We start from the raw sequence: 22992 nt of genomic DNA, 5'->3' as shown, positions 1-22992 counted from the left end.
GTTTGCTTCTTGATAAAACTAGATCGGCGTATTTTAACACATTTTGATTTTATTCAGCCGTTTTTAATAATCCCAATCATCATAATTTCATATATCCTAGTCTCCGAAGCAAACGACATTTTAGCAAATAAACAGCTTGTGTATTTTGGCATAGGTTTTGCATCATTTTGCGTAGCGTTTTTACTTCCTATTAGACGTATCGACTGGATTATTCCGATGTTTTACTGGGTCTGCATCGTGCTACTTTTAAGTGTCGATCTCTTTGGCGTTAGCAAGCTAGGAGCTAGGCGCTGGCTAGAAATTCCCTTTGTTCACTTCACACTTCAGCCATCAGAGCTGATGAAGCCAGCCTTTTTGCTGATGTTAGCCTATCTCATTAAACAGCGTCCTCCAGAAGCTAATGGATACGGAGTAAAAGATTTTTTAAGACTTAGTTTTTATATACTTTTGCCATTTGTACTCATCATGAAAGAGCCTGATCTTGGCACTGCGCTCATACTTTTGATAGTTGGCTACACCATCCTTTTTGTAATCGGCGTAAATAAGAAAATTTGGATCACCATCATCCTTGCGATAGGCTTTTTGGCGCCGGTTTTGTATGAAAATTTACATGATTATCAAAAAAAGAGGATTCACGATTTCATCGCTGAAGAGCCAAGCTATCACGTCAAACAAAGCATCATCGCCATAGGTAGCGGCGGATTAAAGGGCAAGCCAAAGGACGAAGCAACGCAGACGCACTTTAAATTTTTACCAATCGCCACAAGTGACTTCATCTTTGCCTACAATATCGAGCGTTTTGGTTTTTATGGTGGATTATTTTTGCTTGGACTTTATGGAGCACTTATAACACATCTTTTAAGTTTAAATTACGGCCTAAAAAACGACTATTTTACGCAAGTTACCACCACGGGGATTGCTGCGCTAATCTTCGTTTACGTCGGCGTAAATGTCTCAATGACGATCGGTTTTGCACCAGTTGTAGGTGTGCCACTACCATTTTTTAGTTACGGCGGAAGCAGCTTTGTTACGTTTATGGTACTTTTTGGAATTTTGCAAAATTTACTAACTTTTAGATTTGATAGAACCTATAGCTTTATAAAAATTCACTTCTAAAATTTTCTCCGCAAATATCAAGCATATAGTTTTTGCTCTATCTTTCTTTGTATTTTTTGATACAAGATTTTATGGCATTTATAAGATATTTTATATCCTCTTTTGTATGCGTATAGTGAATGCTAACACGTACCCAGCCAGGTTTTGCTTCAAAAATGGTATTATCTTTTAAATTAAGCAGATCATGTCCATACGGCCCAGCGCAATCACAGCCTGCACGCGTTTGTATACCAAAATCACTACTTAAACTAGCAGCAAAATCATAAGGCGAAATGCCTTTTACATTAAATGCAAAAATAGGCAATCTGTCTAAATTTTCAGGACAATAATTTATCACCTCATCTATCTTTTCTAGCTCTTTGCAAAACATCTCACCTAGCTCACATTCAGCTACTTTTATATTATTAAGTCCGATTTCATTTCTTAGTTTATAGGCTAAATTTGCACGCATTAGCTGTATTATCGGTGGCGTGCCGCCCTCTTCTAAATTTTCAACTTCATTAGTAAAAATATGTGATGTCCTGCTTACGTACTTGACTGTGCCTCCAGCTGCAAATGTAGGCAAATTTTTACAAAGCTCTTTTTTGATGGCCAAAAGCCCACAACTCCCAACTCCGCCAAGCAGCTTGTGAGGCGAGAGAAACAGTGCGTCAAAATATCTGCAATCAACATTTTCATAAGCACTAAGAGTGGCCACATCAAGTACTAAAATGCCATTGTATTTTTTGATTAGCGAGTAAATTTTTTTATAATTAGTTTTAACGCCAGTGACGTTTGAGGCGGCACTAAAACTAGCCATTATCTTTCTTTTTGCATTTTGCTTTAATGTATTCTCAAGCATCGCGTAATCTATCTCATTATTTTCATCAAGCTCTATACGTTTTATATCACAAAGCCCTTCTCTTAAGCTAACTTCAACGGAGTGATGCTCATAAGGGCCAATGATTGCTAATGGCAAGTTTAAATTTCTTAAATTTGCTTCGCCGATCAAAGCTCTTGTAGCTGGTGAGATATAAATTCCCACTATCTCCTGAAATTTCTTTATCGCAGCCGTTGCTCCTTGACCAGTCGCAATAAGATAAAAACTATCATCAAGACCTAATAATCTTTTTAGCTCAGCTCTTGCATTTTCATAGCATTTTTGCGTTAACGCTGCGCTTGAACTACTATCTGAGTGAGTGTTTGCGTAGGTTTTTAAAAATTTTAAAATTTCATCTTCGATGGGCTTGTAAGCAAGACCTGAAGCTGTGTAGTCAAAATAGTAAAGGCCTTCTTTTAAAATGATATTTTTTCTTACTTCATCGATATTTAGCAATGTTTTCCTTTTTTTAAAGCAGGGATTATAATGAAATTTTCATAAAAAAGCTTGCAAAATAAGCATCTTTTAAAGCAATAATTTTCTTTGTAAATTTTCTATATTTTTCTTTATCGTACCATCTTTATAGATAGCAGATATTAAGGCGATCATGTCTGGCTTTACTTTAGCGACGCTTGCAATGTTGCTAGAGTTTATGCCTCCTATGACACACACATTCATTCCCATTTCCTTTGCTTGTGATATAGTTTGAGCCTTGCAAAGCGGCGCATTTGGTTTTGTTGGGCTTTTAAACATCGCTCCAAAAGCCACATAGCTAGCACCATTTTGTTTTGCCCTAAGGGCAAGCTCCAAGCTATCATAGCAGCTAACTCCCACGTAAGCGTCATCCCCTAAAATTTCAAATGCTTCTTTTATGCTCGCATCATCTTTTCCCAAGTGCACGGACTTTGCCCCTATACGAGCAGCAAATAAAATATCATCATTTACGATAAATCTGGCTCCAAATTTTTCGCATAAGTTGAAAATTTCACTAGCCAACCTCTCATCTTTGAGTATTTTTTTAGAGCGAAATTGAAAAAATTTCACCCCACACTCTAAAATTTCTTTAGTATATTGCAAGGCTAAATTTTCAGGCATCAACACATCGTCGCTAATCGCGTAAATTTCAATCACTTATGCCAACTTTATGATTTAGTAGACGTTTGCCAAATTTTGTCGTAATTGCATTTTTAATAGCATTTAAAATGTATCCTTTGGCTAGTTTTATGGCCTCTTCTTTGGTGTGTCCATTTGCCAGCAAGCAGGCCAGCGCACTTGCAAAGCTACACCCAGCCCCATGCATGATCTCTGGTTTTATTAGTGGCTCTTTAAATTTAATTACGTCACCATTTTTTTTAAAAAGAGTATCTTCACAAATTTCTGCAACCGTGCTTCGCTTTAAGATCATATCGCAAGGTAAATTTTTACTATCAAGCTCCAAAACTTTGGCTTCATCGATATTTGGCGTGATAATGTCTGCAAATTTAAAAAGTTTTTTTAAGCTTGCTATCGCGTCATTTTCAAGAAGCTTTGAGCCTGATTTTGCTATGCAAACTGGGTCTATTACTATTTTAATGCCTTGCTTATAAAATTTTTCAAGCCAAAAACCAACGCAAGATATAAGCTCTTTATTAAAAAGCATTCCAACCTTGATAGCGTCTATATTTAGCTCCTCGTCTACCATTTTTATTTGTTCATTTAGATTTGTAACATTTGTAGCAAAGATATTGCTAACGCCATTTGTATTTTGTGCTGTAAGAGCCGTGATAGCCGTCGCTGCGTAGCAAGAAAACGCCTCGCATGTCTTTATGTCAGCCTGCACGCCAGCACCACCAACACTATCACTTCCTGCAATTATTAATATATTTTTCATCTATCTCCCATACAACCTGAAATTTTATCAACACTAAAAGGATCATCGACCTTCCAACTACTTGAATACTTCTTAATGCTATTTTTTAATGCGTCCACTAGATAATTCACATCTTCTAGTGTATGCGTATAGTGAAGTCCAGCTCTGACCCAACCTGGCTTGCGAGTAAAGAGTGAGTCCTCTTTTAAATGAAGCAGATCATGTCCATATGGCCCAGCGCAAGAACACCCTGCACGCGTTTGAATGCCATATTCTTTGCTTAAAACTTTGGCTAGTTCATAAGGCGAAACACCAGTCACGTTAAAAGAAAATATCGGCAAACGCTTTATGTTATTTGGATGATAGCACGTAAGCTCAGGAATTTCTGCTAGTCTTTTCTCAAAATACTCTCCAAGCTCGCTCTCGTTTTCATATATTGTCCCAAATCCTATCTCATTTCTTAGCCTATAAGCTAAATTTGCTCTTATGAGTCCTAAAATAGGCGGTGTGCCAGCCTCTTCTAGCTGTTCGCTATCTTTTACAAATATAGCATAGTTTTTGCTAACATAACTTACCGTTCCACCACCAGCAAATGTCGGTTCATCTGAGTTTGCAAGTATCTTTTTTATAGCAAGAAGCCCACAACTTCCAACCCCACCAAGTAATTTATGAGGAGATAAAAAAAGAGCATCAAAATAGTCACAATCAATATTTCCATAAGCGCTAAAACTTGCAGCATCAAATGCCACAATGCCGCCATAAGATTTTATAATAGTATAAATTTTTCTATAATCGCTCAAAACCCCAGTCACATTTGAAGCCACACTAAAAGTTGCGATGATCTCACGACCGATATTTATCCTTAAAATTTGCTCCAAATGATTAAAGTCGATCCCTCCATTTTTATCAAGCCTGATACGCTCAACCTCACAAAGTGCTTGCCTAAAGCTTATCTCATTTGAATGATGTTCATAAGGGCCAAGCACCACGAGCGGAGAATTTTCATCTGGCTTTAGGGCATATCTTTTTTTAAGTGCTGGCGGTGCATAAATTCCTAAAATTTCTTGAAATTTCTTTATCGCACCGGTAGCTCCATTGCCACAAGTAAAAAGATAAAAACTATCATCAAGTCCTAGCAAGCTTTTTAATTCACGTCTTGAATCTTCATAAGTTTGAGCGGTTTTATAGGCGTTTGATGAGCTGATAGAGTGCGTATTTGCGTATGTTTGAAGTATTTTTGCCATCTCATCTTCGATAGGTTTATAAGCTAGTCCTGAAGCTGTAAAGTCAAAATAATAAATGCCATTTTTTAAAATTATATTTTCTCTAATATGCTCTAAATTTACCAAATCACAACCCTTGTTTTTTGCGTAGCATTATAGATTACTTTAGCTAAAATATACTACAATGCCCAAATAAAGGAGCCGATATAAAAGCTTTAAAATCAACATTTGAGCGAATGAAACACCTCGATATAAATGAACTTATTAAATTTCATCTCGTCTTTGATGAGTTTGATTTAAAGCACTCATATTATGATGTTTTTGAAGCGATCGAGGCTGAAATTTTAAACAACTTTATAGCCTTGATGCCAAAATTTTACTTCGAATCCGATACAAACGATGCTATAAAATCTGCCCTCATAAAACTCGCACGAAGCGATAGAAAAAAATTTAGCGTAAATAAAATTTTACCTCAAAGCCTAGCTAGCAAAGTCTACGCAAAGCTTTTTGAAAAGAATTTTTTACTGCTAGAAAAAAGTAGAGAAGTACTACCAAAAAGATCAAAAAACCAGATGTTAAAAAAAGAAGAAAGGGGCTATAAAGTTGAGGATAAAATACATTTTAATAGCCATTTTTCAAGGTTTTGGTTTAGATTTATAGAGCCAAATTTAAGCTTGCTAAAAGCTGGTAAAAATGATGAAATTTTAGCCACTATAAAAAAAGAATTTGACGAATATGCAAGCCTTGGATTTGAAATTCTGTGCGGTGAGCTCATGGCAAAAAAATTTATGATTAATGGCATATTTTTAAGTAGCTTTTGGAGCAGGAATATAGAGCTTGATATGCTATTAAATATAGGTGGCAAGATCATAGTCGGCGAGGCAAAATACAAAGAGAGAAAGGTTTGTAAAAACGTGCTAAATTTACTATTAAAAAAATGCGAAAAACTAAATATCAGGCCAGATATTATTGCTCTTTTTTCAAAGAGTGGATTTAGTAGCGAGCTAAGAAATTTAAAGGATGAAAGGCTAAGGCTTTATGAAATTAGCGATTTTGAGGAACTTTTAAAATGAACGAACACGATATCCAAGCTGGCTTAAAAAGCCTGATAGAGCAGACTTATCTGATAGAAAACGAATATAAAAATTTAACATCATCTTACGCAAACTTGCAAAATTTCATTAAAGATATTGTAGAAATTTTGCCAAATGCTATCTGGGTGTTAGATGAAAATGATGAGATTTTTTTACAAAACTCAGAAGCAGTAAGACTTGGTAAAATTTTTAAAGAGATACCAAAAAAAGAGGGCGAGATAAATGTAGATGGGCAAATTTATCTTTTTAAAACAAGCTCTAAAGATAATAAACTAATAATCTCTGCAACAAACATAACCGTAGAAAAACGTACCGAGCGTCTTGCCTCGATGGGTCAAGTGGCAGCTCACTTAGCCCACGAGATCAGAAATCCAGTAGGCTCTATCTCGCTTTTAGCATCAACACTACTTAAAAGAGCTGATGAGCGCACAAAGCCTATCGTAAATCAAATACAAAAAGCTACATGGCGAGTCGAACGCATAATCAAAGCCACTCTACTTTTCACAAAAGGTCTTAATATAAATGCACAAATTTTTGACTTTTCGCAGCTTAAAAAAGAGTGCGAAGAGGCTATAAATTTTTATGACTATTCAAAGGATATTAAATTTAGCCTAGAATTTCCAGATGGCAAATATATGGGCGACCTTGATCTACTAGCCATCGTCTTTCAAAATATTTTATTTAATGCCATTGACGCCATCGAAGAGAGCGATGATGATGAGGGAGAGATCATTTTAAGCTATGAAAAAACACCAAGTGAGCATAAATTTATCGTTTACGATAGTGGTGAGCCTATCAAAGATAAAGCCATAGTCTTTGAGCCATTTAAAAGTAGCAAGCTAAAAGGAAACGGCCTTGGACTGCACCTTTGCTTGCAGATCATAGAGGCTCACAAAGGCAGTATCGAGATCACACTAAATCCAAAAACATTTTGCATAAATTTACCAATAAAGGAGTAAGAATGAACATACAAAACGAACTTGAGGCTTTTAAAAAATCTCTTCAAACGCTTGATTTAAGAGAAATTTCAAACGATGGAGCAAAAAACGTTGCATTTATCTGTATCGATATGATAGAAGCATTTGCTGGAAGTGGTGCGCTCGCTAGTCAAAGAGTAGCCGCCTTATCAAAAGGGATCGCGACACTTTTTGATAGAGCGTGGAGAGATTTTGGCTTTAGAAATTTTATCCTTATAGAAGATAGGCACACCAGTGATTCAAAAGAATTTGAGAACTTTTTGCCACATGCCATACTTGATACAAATGAGATAAAAACCGTAAAAGAGATAGAAAATCTAAGCTTTTTTAAAGAGTTCAAGACATTTTATAAAAACTCTTTAAGCATCGCATTTAATAAAGAATTTGAGAAATTTTTAGAAGAGCATTCGGAGCTAGACACCTTTATAGTCACCGGAGATTGCACTGATATGTGCGTTTATCAGTGCGTTAGTTATCTTAAACTACGAGCCAATGAATATAATAAAAAAGCAAGAGTTATCGTGCCGTTTGATCTTACGCAAACGTACGATATACCAGGACATAATGGCGATTTTTACCACGAGATGTTTTCTCTTCATATGAAGCTAGCACTTGGTGCTGATGTGGTAAAGAGTATTAAATTTTAAAGCTTGCTTGAAATATTTATGAGCCTATTTAGCTCGTCAAATTTAAAGCTAAGCTCGTATTTATTCGCTACGATTTCATTAGGACTTTCGCTAAATTTCATATCACAGCTTAGCAAAAGTCCTTTTATAAAGATTTTATGATCTAGCTCGTAAGTGCTTAAACACTCATTTACTGCGCCTAAAAGCTCATTTGCTAGCACTGGCTCTTTAAAGACCACATCTGATCTAAAAGCCACATACGCTGCTCCTCCCTCGTACTCTATCCTATAATAATTTTGTTCATCAAAAGCGGCGCAAAGAACCATACTAATCGTGTGACCATTAAAATTTTCATCCAGCTCAAATCGTGGCGTGCTAAATGCACTAAGTCCAAATTTTTCGCCAAACTCACGTGCTTTATTTGCAAGCTTGAGCAACCGCTCATCAAAGCCATTTATATTTTCATAACCCCAAAGCCACGTATTTGACGAGAAGCTTTCAGAGCCGATAAACTGCATGTCAAACTCACGCCCATCAAAGTAAATTTTGCCACTATCAAAATCAACCTGCCAATTGCTACCTTCAACAAGTAGCTTAAATGCACGTTTTTGAAGTAATGTCGATTTGCCGACACATGCGCTAAAAAGCTCGCTCCAGTTACTTTTATCTATGCCAAGCTTATCTAAAAACATCGCTTTCCAAGCCTTAGCAAGCTATTGCTTGAAGTGCTTTTTCTTTAAAGCTATCATTTACAACAAATTTTGTCTTATAGACAAAAATTTGAGCCGTATTTTCATTTTTTATCTTAATAACAAGGCGTTTATCGTTGTGTGTACCACTTTTTATATGTTCGTTATAACCAAGATTATAAAGGCTAGTTATCTTATCTTTGCTAAGCTCACTAAGGCATAAAAGCACCTCTAGCTCAGCATACTCTCTTGCTCTTTGAGGCGTGCTAGCTTCTTCATTTTTAGAAAATTTAGAGTTTTGTTTTAGCTTTCTTGTCTTAAAGTCTAAATTTTGTGCATCTTCTAGGCTATAAACCTCGTTTAAATTTGTCCTTACAAATTGATCATCTTTTGTGATATTTATCCTAAAAGCATAAGGCAGGTCGCGTTTTGCTTCATCTTTTACTATATCTTCGATATTACCAAGCTCTCTTTCAAAGACTGCGATCTCGATATTTCCGTGAAAATCAAGCACGTTTATAGTGCCCATTTTCTTGCCACTTTTGGTTATCCTTGTGCTAAAGTCCTCGATCTTACCAACGACTAAAATTTCAGCGCTTTGTGGCAAGCTCTCAAATTCTGAACTTAGAGTGTATTTTATCTTATTAATCTCATCTTTATAATCATCAAGCGGGTGGCCTGAGAGATAGATACCAACGCTCTCTTGCTCAAATTTTAAAATTTGTTTGATGTCAAATTCGTCATTTATCGTGACAAAATTTATCTTCACATCGTTCATGCTCTCATCTTCACCAAACAAGCTCTCAACAGCATTTTTACGGATCTGAGCTGCACTTTTGCAAGCTTCTATGATATTTTCTACATTTTGCATAAGCATCTTGCGACTAAAGCCAAACTCATCAAAACATCCAGCTTTTATGAGGCTTTCAAAGACCTTTTTATTGACCTTAAATGGATCGATCCTTGAGACGAAGTCGTCCATACTCTTAAATTCGCCATTTGCTTCACGCTCAGTGATAATGTTTTCAATAGCCGCTCCACCAACACCTTTAATCGCACCAAGCCCAAAGATAATGCCGTCATGATCGCCATTTTTAACAACGCTAAATTCTTTAGTTGATTTGTTGATAGATGGTGGCAAAGTGTCTATATTTATGCGTTTTATCTCATCGATATAGCGAACGATCTTATCGACGTTGCTCTCTTCGCTCGTAAGAAGTGCCGCCATAAATTCAGCCGGGTAATAAGCCTTAAGATAAGCTGTTTGAAAGGTAACATAAGCGTAAGCTGCGGAGTGAGATTTATTAAAGCCATATCCTGCAAATTTTACAATTAGCTCAAAAAGATCGTCTGCTTTTTGTCCATTTAGCCCTTTTGCCTCAGCACCTTTTACAAACTCACCCTTTAGCCTATCCATCTCTTCTTTGATCTTTTTACCCATCGCACGGCGTACAAGGTCCGCCCCGCCAAGGCTAAAGCCGCCTATGGCTTGAACGATTTGCATAACTTGCTCTTGATAGACGATGACGCCGTATGTTGGCGCAAGGATCGGCTCAAGCTCTTTAAATGAGTAGGTTATCTCTGCCTCGCCATGTTTTCTTTTGACAAAGTCATCGAGCATGCCACTCTCCATCGGTCCTGGTCGGTAGAGTGCTAGCATCGCGACGATATCCTCGAAGCAGTCTGGACGCAAGCTAGTTCCTAGCTTTCTCATGCCCTCGCCCTCGATTTGGAAAATTCCTATCGCTTGTCCGCTTTGTATCATTTTATAAACATTAGAATCGTTTTTATCGATCTGCTCCCAAATGATATCCTTGCCAGTTCGTTGTTTTACCAGCTTTATGGCATTATCGATAACCGTTAGTGTTTTTAGTCCAAGAAAGTCGAATTTAATTAAATCCACATCCTCAAGATACTTAAGGCTATACTGCGTAACATAGCGATCTTCTGGGCTGTTTGGCTGACGAAATAGCGGGGTTTTGTTCCACAGCTCCTCATTTGAGATAACGACACCTGCTGCGTGCTGACCAGCGTTTCTATTTAGCCCCTCAAGATCAAGTGCAAATTTCCAAATTTTAGCTGCCTTTGGATTTTGGCTGATGAGCTCAGCTATCTTTGGCTCTTTTTCATAAGCATCTTTTAGCGTAATACCAAGTTCATCAGGTATTAGCTTTGCCATCGCATCGGCTTCGGCGTAAGGCATATCACAAACCCTAGCAACATCTCTAATGACACCTTTTGCAAGCAATTTACCAAATGTAATAACGCCAGCAACGTTAAATTTTCCGTATTTTTGCGTAACATAGTCAATTATCTCGCCACGCCTACTTTGACAAAAGTCCACGTCGATATCTGGCATACTAACACGCTCCGGGTTTAGAAATCTCTCAAAAAGTAGGTTGTATGGGATCGGATCAAGGTCGGTGATCTTTAGCGAGTAAGCGACCAAGCTACCGGCCGCAGAACCACGTCCTGGACCAACAGGCACGCCTCTACTTTTAGCCTCATTTATGAAGTCCCAAACGATCATCATATAGCCTGGGAAATTCATTTTATTTATGATGCCAATCTCTATCTCAAGGCGCTTTTTGTATTCGTCATGTAAATTTTCAGGGACAAATTTTAGCCTCTCTTCAAGCCCCTTTCTGCATTCATATTCAAAAAACACAGCATCATTTTTAAAGCTATATCTATTTTCAGGCTCTGGAAGTGTTAAATTTCTCTCTTTAGCATACTCAAGTGTAAATTTAAAATTTGGCGGAGTTGGGTTGCCAAGCTTGATCTCAAGATTGCACTTATCCACGATCTCTTGGGTGTTTTCTATCACTTCAGGGATATCTAAAAATAGCTCACTCATCTGCTCTTTGCTTTTTACAAAAAACTCATGGACGCTGTGGCGAAGTCGGTTTGGATCATCTAAAGTTTTGTTCATCGCGATACACATAAAAACCTCATGCGCGTCGGCTCGCTCTTTAAAAGTGTAGTGAGTATCGTTTGTGGCGATGACCTTTATGCCAGTTTCTTTAGCGATGCGCAAAATATCATCATCAATGCGTTTTTGATCGCCGATGCCGTGACGCATGATCTCAAGATAAAAGTCATCTCCAAAAATTTCTTTATACTCAAGTGCGACCTCTTTTGCTCTCTCATAGCCCTTTGCGCCAAATTTGACGTTACGATCGCTTAAATTTAAGTGCCAACTCACCTCACCCTGCAAGCAAGCAGAGCTACAAACCAAGCCCTCGCTATGCTCTTTTAAAATTTTTTTATTTATACGAGGATAGTAGTAAAAGCCCTCGATGTAGCTCATAGAGCTAAGATACATTAAATTTTTATAGCCAGTCTCGTTTTTGGCGATTAGTATAAGGTGAAAACGCTGCTTGGTGCTCTTGTCATCAAGCTGCTCGCCATTATGCACATAAGCTTCGATGCCAATTAGCGGTTTTATCCCCTCTTTTTTCATCGCCTTGTAAAAATCTATCGCTCCAAACATATTGCCGTGATCAGTAATCGCCGCTGCTGTGTCGCCTCTATCATGAAGCACGTGAGCTAGCTCTTTTATCTTGTTCGCTCCGTCAAGAAGGGAGTATTCGGTGTGTAAATGTAGATGTGTAAAGCTAGAATTTTCACTCATTTTTTATCCTTTTTTAATGAGTGGATTTTACAAAATTTTGGCTAATAAGGTGCTTGATGAAAACTTAATGTGAGCTTTAAAAATTTATAAAATTTGTAGTTTATGGCTAAGAACGAAGCGCGCTGCCATCTGACGCACTATGCTATTAAAGTCTTGTAAATTTTAAACGAGTAATTTCAGCTCTAAAATTTAAGCTAAGCGGTCAGTGAAGCCAAGATTTTAAGATAGAAGTCAAGAGATTTTAACAATTTTAGTAGTCAAGTCTTGCGAATGAGTAAAAATTAGATTAATTTAAAAGAATTAGATCGCGGACTAAGCCGCAATCCATTATAGATAAACTGGGATATTTGTGTGTTCTAAGAAAAATCTCGAAGTGCCGCCAAGCACCATTTCCATAAGACCATTTTCACCATATCTGCTAGCAACGATAAGATCGGCACTTCTATCAATAGCTGCTTTTAAAAGTGCTTCACCAGGTATCATCGTAGTAGCGATCACTTCAAAAGTGGCTGATATGCCATGAATTTTGAAGTACTCTTCAAGCTTTTTAAGATTTAGCTCGGCATTATCGCCAAGACTTGCTTTTGAGGTAATGCACTGAACCTTTTTCGCCTTTTTTAAAAGATCTATCGAGCCTGTTAATGCCCTTGAGCTTTGCGTCGTACCAGTCCAGCTAACAAGGATATTATCGGCTTTAAACTCACGCATTTTTCTAGGGATTACAATCGCATTTTTACCACTTTTTAAAACAGCTGACTCAAATGTACCAGTGATCTTTCCATCAAGTGGCACAGCAGCCACCACTAGATCGCAAAATTTACTCTCTTGCTCCACTATCGCGCTTCTTTTGCCACTGTGAATCGTAAAATTTGCAGTGCAAACATCTTCAATGATTTCACTAGTTACTTTTATGCCAAGCTCAGCACAAATTTTATTGAAAATTTTCTCATTCTCTTCATGCTCGACAGCTAGTTCAGATTTAGCTGATTTTAGAAATTCTTCAAAAAGCACTCCTCCACGAAGCGTCATTTTCATATTATAAACTACGCTTGGGTCAAGCTGACAAGTCATAATTTCCATATGTGTGTTAAACCACTGAGCAACCTTTAGGGCACCATAAATTCTTGGCTCGATATCGTCTCCTGCTCCTATTGGAAAAAGCAACTTTTTGTATTTCATCATCTGTCCTTTAAAATTTATTCAACCAAAGAGAGCGAAATTTTATTTCCTTTTTGCTCGCTCACACACACTTTGACCTGATCACCTACATTTAATGGAGTTTTTATCTTTGAGATATGAAGCAAACCATCAATGCCATCTTTTAGCTCGATAAATACACCAAAATCAACCACACTCTTTACGGTTCCTAAAAACTCATCACCGATATTAAAATTTGGTTTTGAACGCTCTTTGTCGTGTTTAAACGGCTTTTTGCCAAATGAACGTCCATTATCTTTTGAGGTTATAGAGATGATGTAGTCTTTTGCAGCATCAACATTTTTCTTTGCTCCACCTGCGATTTTCACCTCGCCTTTTTCTCTATCAAGATCGATTGAGACTTCAAATTTCTCAATGATCTCTTTTATGGTCTTGCCAGCTTGTCCGATGATATCTACGATCTTGCTTGGATCGACACTAAATAATTCAAGCTTTGGAAGCACATCTTCATTTATTTCTATATTTTTATCCGCTTCTGTCATCAAAGATAAGATATGCTCTCTACCACGTTTCGCTTGATAAAGTGCCTCTTTTAGCACTTCTAAACTAATGCCACCAAGCTTAATATCCATCTGAAGTGCTGTGATGCCATCACTTGTGCCTGCTACTTTAAAGTCCATATCGCCGTCATGATCTTCAAGCCCCATGATATCTGTTAGCACTGCATGCTTATCGCCTTCAAATATAAGACCCATAGCGACACCTGCGACAAGTTTTAAAGTATTTACGCCAGCTGCTCTAAGTGCGAGAGAGCCACCGCAAACGCTAGCCATCGAGCTTGAGCCGTTGCTCTCTAAAATTTCTGAAACGACTCTTATTGTGTATGGTGAAGCTAGATCGATACTTGGTGCAAGGGCACGCTTGGCTAAATTTCCATGTCCAAGCTCACGTCTACCAGGAGCTTTTAGTGGGCTTGCCTCACCTACGCTAAAGCCTGGGAAGTTGTAGTTAAACATAAATTTCTCTACAAAAGGTACTTTTTCAGTGAGGATGTCATACATTTGAGCGTCGCTGTCAGTGCCAAGAGTAGTGACAACTAGGGCTTGTGTCTGTCCTCTTGTAAAGAGGCATGAGCCATGTGCATTTGGAAGCACATTTGTTTCGATACTAATAGGCCTAACCTCTTCAAGACCACGTCCATCGGCCCTTACGCCCTCGTTTATGATCTGCTCTCTTACGATTTTCTTTTTATATTTGCCAAGGACATTTGTAATGACAGACTCGTCCCAGCCCTCTTTTTGAGCGACCTCATCGCTTGAAATTTGTTTTGCGATCTTGCTAAGTTCGCTTGCGCGCTCGCTTTTTGCCATTTGATTGATAGCATTTTTGACTTCAGCTTTATAAAATTTATCGATGTAAATAGCGATATTTTCGTTTTCTATCTCAGGTTTTAGCTCAAGCGCAGCGTCCTCTTTCTTATGCTCTTTGAAAGCTTCTTCGTAAGCACTGCTAGCTCTTAATATCGCCTTACCAGCAAAATCAATCGCCTCAACCATCATATCTTCGCTAAATTCATTCATCAGCTGTTTTTGAGCCATACTATCACTTAAGCTCGGATCTATCATCGGCTCAATCGCAACCATCGGGATGAGCTGCGTAGTTTGCTGAGGTAAGCTTCTCATCTCGATCATCAAAAGCTCATCTTTTGTGCCAGCCACGTATAGATCGATCGCACTTTGTTTTAGTTCAGAGTTGCTTGGGTTGATCACAAATTTTTCATCTATGTAACCAACTCTCACGCCACAAACTGGGCGATTTACTGGGATGTCGCTAAGATATAGTGCAACTGAGGCTGCATTTAAACTTACAACTTGTAAATCAACCTCAGGATCGGCTGAAAGTACCATTACAACTATTTGAGTTGGATATGCGTAACCTTTTGGAAAGAGTGGTCTAAGAGATCTATCAATGATGCGAGCTGTTAGCGTTTCAAAGTCGCCTGGCTTTGTCTCGCGCTTAACATATCCACCTGGAATTTTACCAGCGGCGTAGGCTTTTTCTATATACTGCACCGTTAGAGGTAAAAAATCCTCCTCAACTTGTGTGTCCTCTCTTGCAACAGTTGCTAAAACTACGGTATTTTTTACCCTTAAAAGCACTGCTCCGCTAGCTTGTTTCGCTACTTTATTAAGGTCAAAAATTTCAACCTGATTATTGACTTCTATACTATATTGCATTATTTTTATCTCCTTGTTGTTTTTGTAACGGCAAATAATAAGGGCTCTCTTCTAATATTGACATTATACGCTCACTCGTAGCTTCGATCTTTTTTTCGTAATACGAATCCACTTCAATAAAATCAACGATCTTATTTATCGTGTAAATTTCATCAACCATATCATTTAAATTTGTAAAGACATCAGTAGCAATCACTGGCGTTGCGTATGAGATGGATTTTACCTTCACATCAAGCAACGTCTTTATGCAAATGAGTGCCGTCATACCAGTCTCGCACCCCTCATCGATTAGTAAAATATTTTTATCTTTTAGCTCTCCTATCAAATTTCCTTTTCGGTATTTATAAACGTTTTTTAAAATTTTCTCTTCATATTTTCTATGTGCTTCGCCATAAATATAGTCATAGCTTATATTAAAAGCTTTTATAAGTTTATCATTTAATACTATATCTTCTGTCTCGCTAACTATTGCAACGTCGCATTCGCTATTATTTGGCGCAGGTATTGGCTCGCTAAAGAGCATCTCGTAGCTTAAATTTAAACTTCTACAAACTGCATCTGTGAGTATAACTGATTCAAGCGACATACAAACAACTATCGTTTTTTTATCTACGAGCTCCTTTTTTGGCAAAATTTCAATTAGTTTGCTAGCTGCTTCTAATTGATCCTTAAATTTAGCCGTTATCATTTAGTTGGCACTCGATTTTGTACTGCTTTGCGAAAAGTCATAGTGCAAACCGCCCATTGGATAGAAATTTATCGTGAAATAAATACCATTTTTTCTAGTTGATGCTGAGCCGTTTATTGTTGTTGTTGGCTCGACATCTTGTTGATAAATTATCCCGTAATTCCAGCATTTTCTTTGATGAAGCACGCCAACTCTCCAGCTTTTTGTGTAGCTTCGCTCAATATCATATTGCCAGCCGCCAATAAGGCTGTATTGATGAGGTAATTTTACTCCAAGACCACTTGTAAAATAGCTATCTTTTGTCGCACTATTTTTTATTTTGCTATCATTTTTCTTCATGGTGTGAAGCATATTTAGCCAAAATAGATCATTCGCGTATGAAAATCCGCTTTGTATCTTTTTAAGCTCTTTACTCTTGTGTGAATATTCAAGCTTATTATAAAGGCTTAAATTTTCAAATGGATATAGATAGATAGCATTTTTTAAATTCGAATATTCATCTTCTTTTGTGTAATATCCTTGAGAAATACTAAGCTTTATAATCTTTCTACCATTAGAGTTAAATAAATACTGTGTCAAATAACCAGAAATTTCTTCCTTACTCTGCTCTTGAGCCAAGAAATTTTCATATTCATTTAGATTTTTATCATAGATAAACTCATCATCTAAATTTCCTTTTCTATAACCTGGTAGTAGGTATTCGGCTCCAAAATTTAGAGTGTGATAAAAGCTTTCATACGCTTTTGCAAGGTCAGTGTGAAGGGCAAATTTGTGGTAATTATTTACAAAATTTGTATGCTTATCTTCTCTTTTATCATCAAATGAATTTATCTTATTCTCGTAATTTATTCTTGAAGCGTATAGATACTCGTAAAATGAAAACGTTAAGCTATCATCAAACAGTGGCACATGCACTGAAGCTGGCAGCGTAAATTCATACTGAGTCGCTCTAACGCCTATCTTTCTATCATATCTATGTGACTGAAGATCGAATGAATATAAGATATTTGGCAAGACAATATCATCTGTAAATTTATGATACTGAAGCGATGGAAGCTCTTGAAGCGTGTCTTTATTCTCATTTTTTGAGCCAATTTTTTCAGTGTCTATGTAGTATTTTGCATAAGCACCAAAATAATGATCGTCGTTTGCGATGAAATAGTTAAATTTAGAAGTTACAAGCGAATCATAATCATCATCTCTGCCCTTTAAATTTAAATAATCTATATCATTTAGCTTCGTTGCATCTATCCAAATTCCCTCTTGCAAATCCGCTTCACTAAGGTATCTTATAAGCTTATCTCTTTCGTATTTTAGTCCAATGCCTTTATGTGTTTTATTTTTTAGTTCAGCCTTATTTGAAGTCTCTCCTTTTTGCTTGGCTTGATAGCTGCTTTTATCAGTAAATGACCCGAAGCTGATTTCGCCCCTTGAATCAGGCGACTCAGTAAATCTAAACGCACCATAAATTCCAGCACCTCTGTTTGTTCTTATCTGCGGATCAAGCTCGAAATCCCACTCATTATAAGGCGCAAAATAAATCGGCTGTTTGTAATAAAAACCTTCAGATTTTCCGTATCCAAGCTCAGGCGGTAAAAGGCCTGTTCTTCTTGTGGTATCTGTTGAAAAACCAAAATATGGCAAATAAAAAACTGGCACATTAGCTATACGAAAGACTGGGTTAAAAAGGTGTAAAAATTTGCTTTGTTTATTTAGCATAGCTGAGCTTGAAGTGATACTCCAGTCAGGATCTTGGACATTACAGCTTGAAACCATCGCTTTTTTTACTCTATAGTACTCACTATCAGAGCTACTTTCATCGCTTCTCATCCATACTTCCATGTCTTTATTCATCATAAAAAGCGACTCAAAAGCAGTGTCATTATTTTTTAAATTTAGCTTTGCATAGTTTGAGCGAGAGACTTCACTCTTGCCCTTCATCATGTTGACGTTACCAAAAAGCTCTATAACCGAATTATTTTGATCATAAACTGCACAATCAGCTGTCACAAGGTAATCTTGTGAATACACAACAACATTTTTATTGGCCGTGACGATGCCTTTATCTTGCTTTACATCATCGGCTAAAAGCTGTACATCTTGCACAGCTGCACTTAGATTTAAAATACAAACCGGAACTAAAAATAAAATTTTACGCATTTATCACCACTGTTTTTGCTATTTTGTCTTGCCAAGTTTGCCTAGCTGGATTTGCAAATACCCATGCAAAACCAAGATAAAAACAAGCTTCACTAACTAACCTAAAAATCGCTCTTACCAAGCTTGAAATAAAATCTGGTCTATCTAAAATTTCTACATTAATGCACATCGTCTTTGTTAGCATTTGTCCAAGGCTCGCACCATAATACCAAACAAAAAATGCATGATATATAATCTTTAATGCGACTATTTGCCAAAAGAAATTTAAAGTCAAATTTCTGGCTTCATCATAGCTCATAACCGACAAAAAGGCATCCCAGTAAATGATCAAAAACAAAAAAGAAACAATACATTCATCAATTGAGTAAGCTAGTACTCTTTTTGAAAATGGCGCTAGCGAAATTTCTTCTTTTTCAAGTTTTTCAACTATCTGCATACTCATTTTAATGCCTGCCAGGCAATATCTTTTCTATAATGTTCTCCGTCAAATTTTACATTTTCGCAAAGCTCATAAGCTCTATCACGTGCCTCTTTTATGCTCTTCGCAGTGGCCACGCAGACTAATACTCTGCCACCATCTGCATAAATTTCTTCATCTTGCTCGCTAACACCAGCATAAGCGATGTGAGCATCTTTTACATCATTTAAAACTGAAATTTTAGCTTTTGGACTACTTTTATACGGATAGTCCTTACTAGCCATCACAACGCCAACTGCAAATTCATCTTTTAAACTAATAGGCTTTAGCTCGCCTTTTGCAGCGTTTAGTAAAATTTCGCTTAAATTTCCATCAATTAATGGCATCAATACCTCGCACTCAGGATCGCCAAATCTTACGTTAAACTCAAGCACATAAGGCTCATTTTTCACGATCATTAGCCCTACAAAAAGCACTCCACAAAACGGACTGCCTTCGTTTTTCATCCCTTTTAAAGTTGGCTTTACAATCTCTTCTTCGACTCTTTTTATCAGCTCTTTTGAAGCAAGCGGACTCGGAGCATAAGCGCCCATACCGCCAGTATTTGGACCCTCATCGTTATCAAGTAGGCGTTTGTGGTCTTGCGCCACTGGCAAGCTTACAAAATTTTCGCCGTCGCAAATAGCAAAAAAGCTAAGCTCAAAGCCATCCAAAAACTCTTCAACCACCACAAATTTACCAGCCTCGCCAAAGCTAGCTCCACTTAGCATGTCGCTAACTGCCTCTTTGGCCTCTTCTTTGGAGTTTGCGATGATTACGCCCTTGCCGGCACAAAGACCATCGGCCTTTACGACCATCGGCGCGCTTAAGGTATCAATAAATTTAAATGCTTTTTCTTTATCGTCTGTGTTTAAATATCTTGCAGTTTTTATATTATTTCTAGCTAAAAAGTCTTTCATATACGCCTTGCTAGCTTCAAGTCTAGCTGCTGCTTTGCTTGGTCCAAATATAAGCAAGCCCTCTTTTTTAAAGATATCCACTACGCCTTCACTAAGCGGCGCTTCAGGGCCTACAATAGTTAGAGCAATATCATTTTGTTTAGCAAATTTTGCAAGCTCATAAAAATCTTTTATCTTCAAATTCTCGCCAAGGCGTGAAGTCGCACCATTTCCAGGTGCAAAGTATAAATTTATATTTTTTTCGTTTTTTAGTTTTAGAGCAATGGCGTATTCGCGGCCGCCACTTCCTATTATGAGAATATTCATTTCATCTCCGTAAATTTAAAAAACCCGAGTGGGCGTCGCATAGAAGAGTGGCCCATAAACAAAGCCAATCTTGCAAATAGATGGATACCAAACGGTTGCAACTTCTCGCCTTTTCAGACTCAAACGAAGCCACATCACAAGGCACCCATACCTTTTCGCTAACAAAAAAGTGTTGGACCCCGTAAAATGCTGACTCGCTTCACTCAGGCAATAAAATTATATAAATTCTTTGCTTAAAGTAATGTTTTGGCAAGCGCGATACAGGCGTTTATATCTTGACTTTGGCTCACTATTGGCTCGGTAAATTTTAGCTCTTTTGCAGTGACCTTTCCAATGCTTATCGCTTGATAACTCTCATCCCAGCCAAAATTACTAAGAAAATTTTTGACATTTAGTGGAGAAGCAAAGATCAAGATACTATTTTTTGGTGGTTTTAGCTCCATTTTGCAAGGATTTAAGACATTTTCATAGGCGATGATCGCTTTTATATTTATGCCGCCATTTTGCAAAATTTCTAAGAAATTTGAAGCACTATCTTTACCTTTTAGATAAATAACCTTTTTACCTTTTAAAAGTGGCAAAATTTCTCTTGCAAAGTCATCTCCGTGAGCGTTCTTTCCGGTATAAATTTCGCCAAATCCAAACTCTCTTGCAGCCGACGCACAACTATTTGCGATGACAAAGACTGGCAAATTTATAGGCGAAATGCCATTAAATTTTAATGCATTAAAAGTATTTTTAGAAGTGGCTACCAGCTCATCATAGTCACTTAAATTTAGTTCAAATTTTAAAAACTCGATCTTGCTTACGCTTAAATTTATAACACTCTCATCAGTCGTTTTTGTATTTGAAATAAGATAAATTTTACGCAACCCTTTTTAACCTTAAAAAAGATATCAAAGCAAGTAATGTGCAAGCTAAAATAACAATAGAAGTCGAGTAAAATATATCACCAAGCCCAACTAGCGGAGAAACTACACCGCCTAAGAAAAATGGGCAAAATCCAAGTATCGCTGAGGCTGAACCTGCGTATTCTCTGCCTTCGTTCATAGCTAGCGATGAAGCAGTTGGCAAGATAAATCCTGTAAAAAGAAGTAATAAGAAAAATGCGATAATGACGCCGATTACTTCAAATTTAAAACAAAGCATGAAAGCAATAAAAATGCTAGCAAACAAGGTGCCAAAAAGCCCAGTTTTGAGCGCTTTTCTCTCATTTAAAAGACTGGCAAGCCTTGCTCCTATAACAAGCCCTAAACCATTTGAAGCAAAGCAAAAGCTATAACTTACTGGACTTAGAGAATAAAATTCTTGAAAGATAAACGAAGATGACGCTATATAAGCAAACATCGCACCCATCGCAAATGTCTGAATGCTTACAAAAAGCATAAATTTTTTCTTTCTTAAAATTTTGCCAAAAACACTATAAGTCACTAGCAAAGGCATTTTTAAGCGATTTGACTGACTCAAGCTCTCTTTGAAATAAAAATTTGCAATAAAAAGCAAAATACCAATGATAGTAAGTGCCATAAAGATACCACGCCAGTCGGTAAATTTAAGTAGTAAGCTGCCGCCAATTGGCGAGAGTATCGGGGCTAGACCATTTACGACCATCATAAGACTAAAAAATTTGGTCATTTCATGACCCTTATATAAATCACTCACGACAGCCCTTGAAATAACCAAACTACCAGCACTCGCAAGCCCTTGAATAATTCTCATAAAGATAAAAAACTGGATATTTTGCGAGAAAAATATAAAAATAGTGCTTATCGTATAGACGATGAGCGAAATGGTAAGTGGCAGTTTTCGGCCAAATTTATCACTTATTGGGCCAACTATGAGCTGACCTATGGCTAAGCCTGCCATCGATGTCGTGATCGTTAATTGTGTAGCTGTGACGCTTGTTTTAAACCACTCAGTAATAGCCGGAAGTGCTGGCAAATAAAGGTCTGTAACAAATGGTCCAAAGGCAGAGAGAGCACCTAAAAATAGCAACAAAAATAGCTTGGAATTTTCTTTTTTCATAGTTTTTCTTTAAATTTTAAAAGAGATTATATTATGACTTTGCTTTTTGGGTTATTAAGGGTAAATTTAACGTGATTTATAAAATATAAAAGCCCTAAAATTAGGGCTTAGTATTACATTTTGTCTTTAGTGACGATTAAGAGCATTTTAAATTTATCTTTTATCTTTAGTCCGTGTGGTATTTTGCCTGGAAGCACGATGGTATCGCCTTTTTTGATATCAAAATGTTCATCACCAATAGTTAGCTTCATCTCGCCATCAAGTGCGATAAGTAGGGCATCGCCTGGTGCTGCGTGGGTTGAGAGCTCTTGGTCTGTGTCAAAACTAAGCAATGACATTGAGCCGTTTTCGTTCTTTACGAGCGTTTTGCTCACGATTTTGCCTTTTTCGTATTCGACTTCATCAACTAAGCTAAAAATAGCTGCCTTAGGTAAATGATCTATCATTAAATCCTCCTTAAAATCAATTGAAATATATTTCGTTGGTTCGTTAAAAACTAGCTTGCGCCACACTTTTTTCTCTATCAGGCAAGCTTGCTCATTGCCTATATGCATCTGCTTTTCGCCGTAGTATAGGCTAGCGCCGCCTTCTACAACCCATGCGAGGCTGTCGCAAAACAGCATCTCATGATCTAGCTCCTCGCCCGTATCGAAAGCAAATACGTCGACGTGAGCGTTCTCGCAATCAAAAATTCTCTTGCTAACGACGCTTTTCGCGACGACTTTCGTATCGGCGTTTAGATTGTAAATTTTACTCATTTTACGTCCTTATAGTCCATATTTTTGAATGTAATTTTTTTCAAATTCTACTTCTGAATATGTAAAAACATTTTTAAAACAATACTGCTCAAAATCTTCTAAACCAAATTTTATAATTGGCTTTTTAGATAACTTGCCTATCTTTTTTATTATTGCTTCCCTAGACTGAGATTTTTGAATTGTTTCTTCTGAGTCATATTTACTTTCATTGTACAC

General features: G+C 37.3%; 20 protein-coding genes. 4 read left to right on the top strand and 16 right to left on the bottom strand.

Annotated features, from left to right (window positions below; all coding sequences use genetic code 11):
- The first annotated feature begins 9 nt into the window (after nt 1–9).
- A complete protein-coding gene (locus tag CYP54_RS08050; RefSeq protein WP_087577608.1) occupies nt 10–1116 on the top strand; it encodes an FtsW/RodA/SpoVE family cell cycle protein in 1107 nt (368 codons plus the stop codon).
- 37 nt (nt 1117–1153) lie between these two features.
- On the opposite strand, the gene CYP54_RS08045 is transcribed toward CYP54_RS08050, so the two are convergent.
- The 4 genes from CYP54_RS08045 to CYP54_RS08030 form a co-directional block, all read right to left on the bottom strand.
- Nucleotides 1154–2431, bottom strand: coding sequence for an aminotransferase class V-fold PLP-dependent enzyme (locus tag CYP54_RS08045; RefSeq protein ID WP_103604854.1), 1278 nt, complete (start codon nt 2429–2431; stop codon nt 1154–1156).
- A gap of 69 nt (nt 2432–2500) precedes the next feature.
- Nucleotides 2501–3106 carry a thiamine phosphate synthase gene (thiE, locus tag CYP54_RS08040; protein WP_103604853.1) on the bottom strand — a complete coding sequence of 202 codons (606 nt, stop codon included), beginning with the start codon at nt 3104–3106 and terminating at the stop codon, nt 2501–2503.
- Entirely contained in the window at nt 3099–3845 is a 747-nt protein-coding gene (locus CYP54_RS08035; protein ID WP_103604852.1) for a hydroxymethylpyrimidine/phosphomethylpyrimidine kinase, read from the bottom strand. The genes thiE and CYP54_RS08035 overlap by 8 nt, the downstream gene beginning before the upstream one ends.
- Complete coding sequence (locus tag CYP54_RS08030) at nt 3842–5173, bottom strand: aminotransferase class V-fold PLP-dependent enzyme (RefSeq protein WP_103604851.1); 1332 nt, start codon at nt 5171–5173, stop codon at nt 3842–3844. Before CYP54_RS08030 ends, CYP54_RS08035 begins: the two co-directional genes overlap by 4 nt.
- A gap of 110 nt (nt 5174–5283) precedes the next feature.
- On the opposite strand from CYP54_RS08030, the gene CYP54_RS08025 reads away from it, so the two are divergent.
- From CYP54_RS08025 to CYP54_RS08015, 3 genes are read left to right on the top strand one after another with little or no spacing between them, the layout of a single operon-like run.
- Nucleotides 5284–6120 carry a DUF234 domain-containing protein gene (locus tag CYP54_RS08025; RefSeq protein WP_103604850.1) on the top strand — a complete coding sequence of 279 codons (837 nt, stop codon included), beginning with the start codon at nt 5284–5286 and terminating at the stop codon, nt 6118–6120.
- The gene (locus CYP54_RS08020; RefSeq protein WP_021091858.1) at nt 6117–7100 is read left to right on the top strand and encodes a sensor histidine kinase; all 984 of its coding nucleotides are present in this window, start codon (nt 6117–6119) and stop codon (nt 7098–7100) included. Before CYP54_RS08025 ends, CYP54_RS08020 begins: the two co-directional genes overlap by 4 nt.
- Nucleotides 7101–7102: 2 nt before the next feature.
- On the top strand, nt 7103–7765 hold the full coding sequence (locus CYP54_RS08015) for a cysteine hydrolase family protein (RefSeq protein WP_103604849.1): 663 nt from the start codon (nt 7103–7105) through the stop codon (nt 7763–7765).
- Here the strand turns inward: CYP54_RS08015 and CYP54_RS08010 are convergent.
- The 12 genes from CYP54_RS08010 to CYP54_RS09935 all read right to left on the bottom strand — a co-directional run.
- Nucleotides 7762–8436, bottom strand: a complete 675-nt coding sequence (locus tag CYP54_RS08010) for a DUF6882 domain-containing protein (RefSeq protein ID WP_103604848.1) — start codon at nt 8434–8436, stop codon at nt 7762–7764. The genes CYP54_RS08015 and CYP54_RS08010 overlap by 4 nt on opposite strands.
- Nucleotides 8437–8449: 13 nt before the next feature.
- Nucleotides 8450–12067, bottom strand: coding sequence for a DNA polymerase III subunit alpha (gene dnaE, locus CYP54_RS08005; protein ID WP_103604847.1), 3618 nt, complete (start codon nt 12065–12067; stop codon nt 8450–8452).
- A 327-nt stretch (nt 12068–12394) separates the two neighbouring features.
- The gene (locus tag CYP54_RS07995; RefSeq protein ID WP_087586243.1) at nt 12395–13246 is read right to left on the bottom strand and encodes a universal stress protein; all 852 of its coding nucleotides are present in this window, start codon (nt 13244–13246) and stop codon (nt 12395–12397) included.
- Nucleotides 13247–13263: 17 nt separating this feature from the next.
- Nucleotides 13264–15462, bottom strand: coding sequence for a polyribonucleotide nucleotidyltransferase (locus tag CYP54_RS07990; protein WP_103604846.1), 2199 nt, complete (start codon nt 15460–15462; stop codon nt 13264–13266).
- Nucleotides 15452–16150, bottom strand: coding sequence for a sodium:proton antiporter (locus tag CYP54_RS07985; RefSeq protein WP_087577597.1), 699 nt, complete (start codon nt 16148–16150; stop codon nt 15452–15454). Before CYP54_RS07985 ends, CYP54_RS07990 begins: the two co-directional genes overlap by 11 nt.
- Nucleotides 16151–18310 carry an LPS-assembly protein LptD gene (locus CYP54_RS07980; protein WP_103604845.1) on the bottom strand — a complete coding sequence of 720 codons (2160 nt, stop codon included), beginning with the start codon at nt 18308–18310 and terminating at the stop codon, nt 16151–16153. It lies immediately after the preceding gene.
- A complete protein-coding gene (locus CYP54_RS07975; protein ID WP_103604844.1) occupies nt 18303–18752 on the bottom strand; it encodes an RDD family protein in 450 nt (149 codons plus the stop codon). Before CYP54_RS07975 ends, CYP54_RS07980 begins: the two co-directional genes overlap by 8 nt.
- On the bottom strand, nt 18749–19993 hold the full coding sequence (gene purD, locus CYP54_RS07970) for a phosphoribosylamine--glycine ligase (RefSeq protein ID WP_103604843.1): 1245 nt from the start codon (nt 19991–19993) through the stop codon (nt 18749–18751). The genes CYP54_RS07975 and purD overlap by 4 nt, the downstream gene beginning before the upstream one ends.
- A gap of 233 nt (nt 19994–20226) precedes the next feature.
- Complete coding sequence (locus CYP54_RS07965) at nt 20227–20865, bottom strand: uroporphyrinogen-III synthase (RefSeq protein ID WP_103604842.1); 639 nt, start codon at nt 20863–20865, stop codon at nt 20227–20229.
- Nucleotides 20858–22018 carry a multidrug effflux MFS transporter gene (locus tag CYP54_RS07960; protein ID WP_103604841.1) on the bottom strand — a complete coding sequence of 387 codons (1161 nt, stop codon included), beginning with the start codon at nt 22016–22018 and terminating at the stop codon, nt 20858–20860. The genes CYP54_RS07965 and CYP54_RS07960 overlap by 8 nt, the downstream gene beginning before the upstream one ends.
- Before the next feature lie 113 nt (nt 22019–22131).
- Nucleotides 22132–22776 (bottom strand): cupin domain-containing protein, encoded by a 645-nt coding sequence (locus tag CYP54_RS07955; protein ID WP_103604840.1) that lies wholly within the window; start codon nt 22774–22776, stop codon nt 22132–22134.
- A 9-nt stretch (nt 22777–22785) separates the two neighbouring features.
- A partial coding sequence (locus CYP54_RS09935) for a hypothetical protein (protein ID WP_219810472.1) occupies nt 22786–22992 on the bottom strand: 207 nt, incomplete at its 5' end.

This window comes from Campylobacter concisus, from assembly GCF_002914005.1.
GTDB classification, from domain to species: domain Bacteria; phylum Campylobacterota; class Campylobacteria; order Campylobacterales; family Campylobacteraceae; genus Campylobacter_A; species Campylobacter_A concisus_N.
The sequence above is the reverse complement of the archived record's forward strand: the minus strand, read 5'-3'. Positions and strand labels throughout refer to the sequence as shown.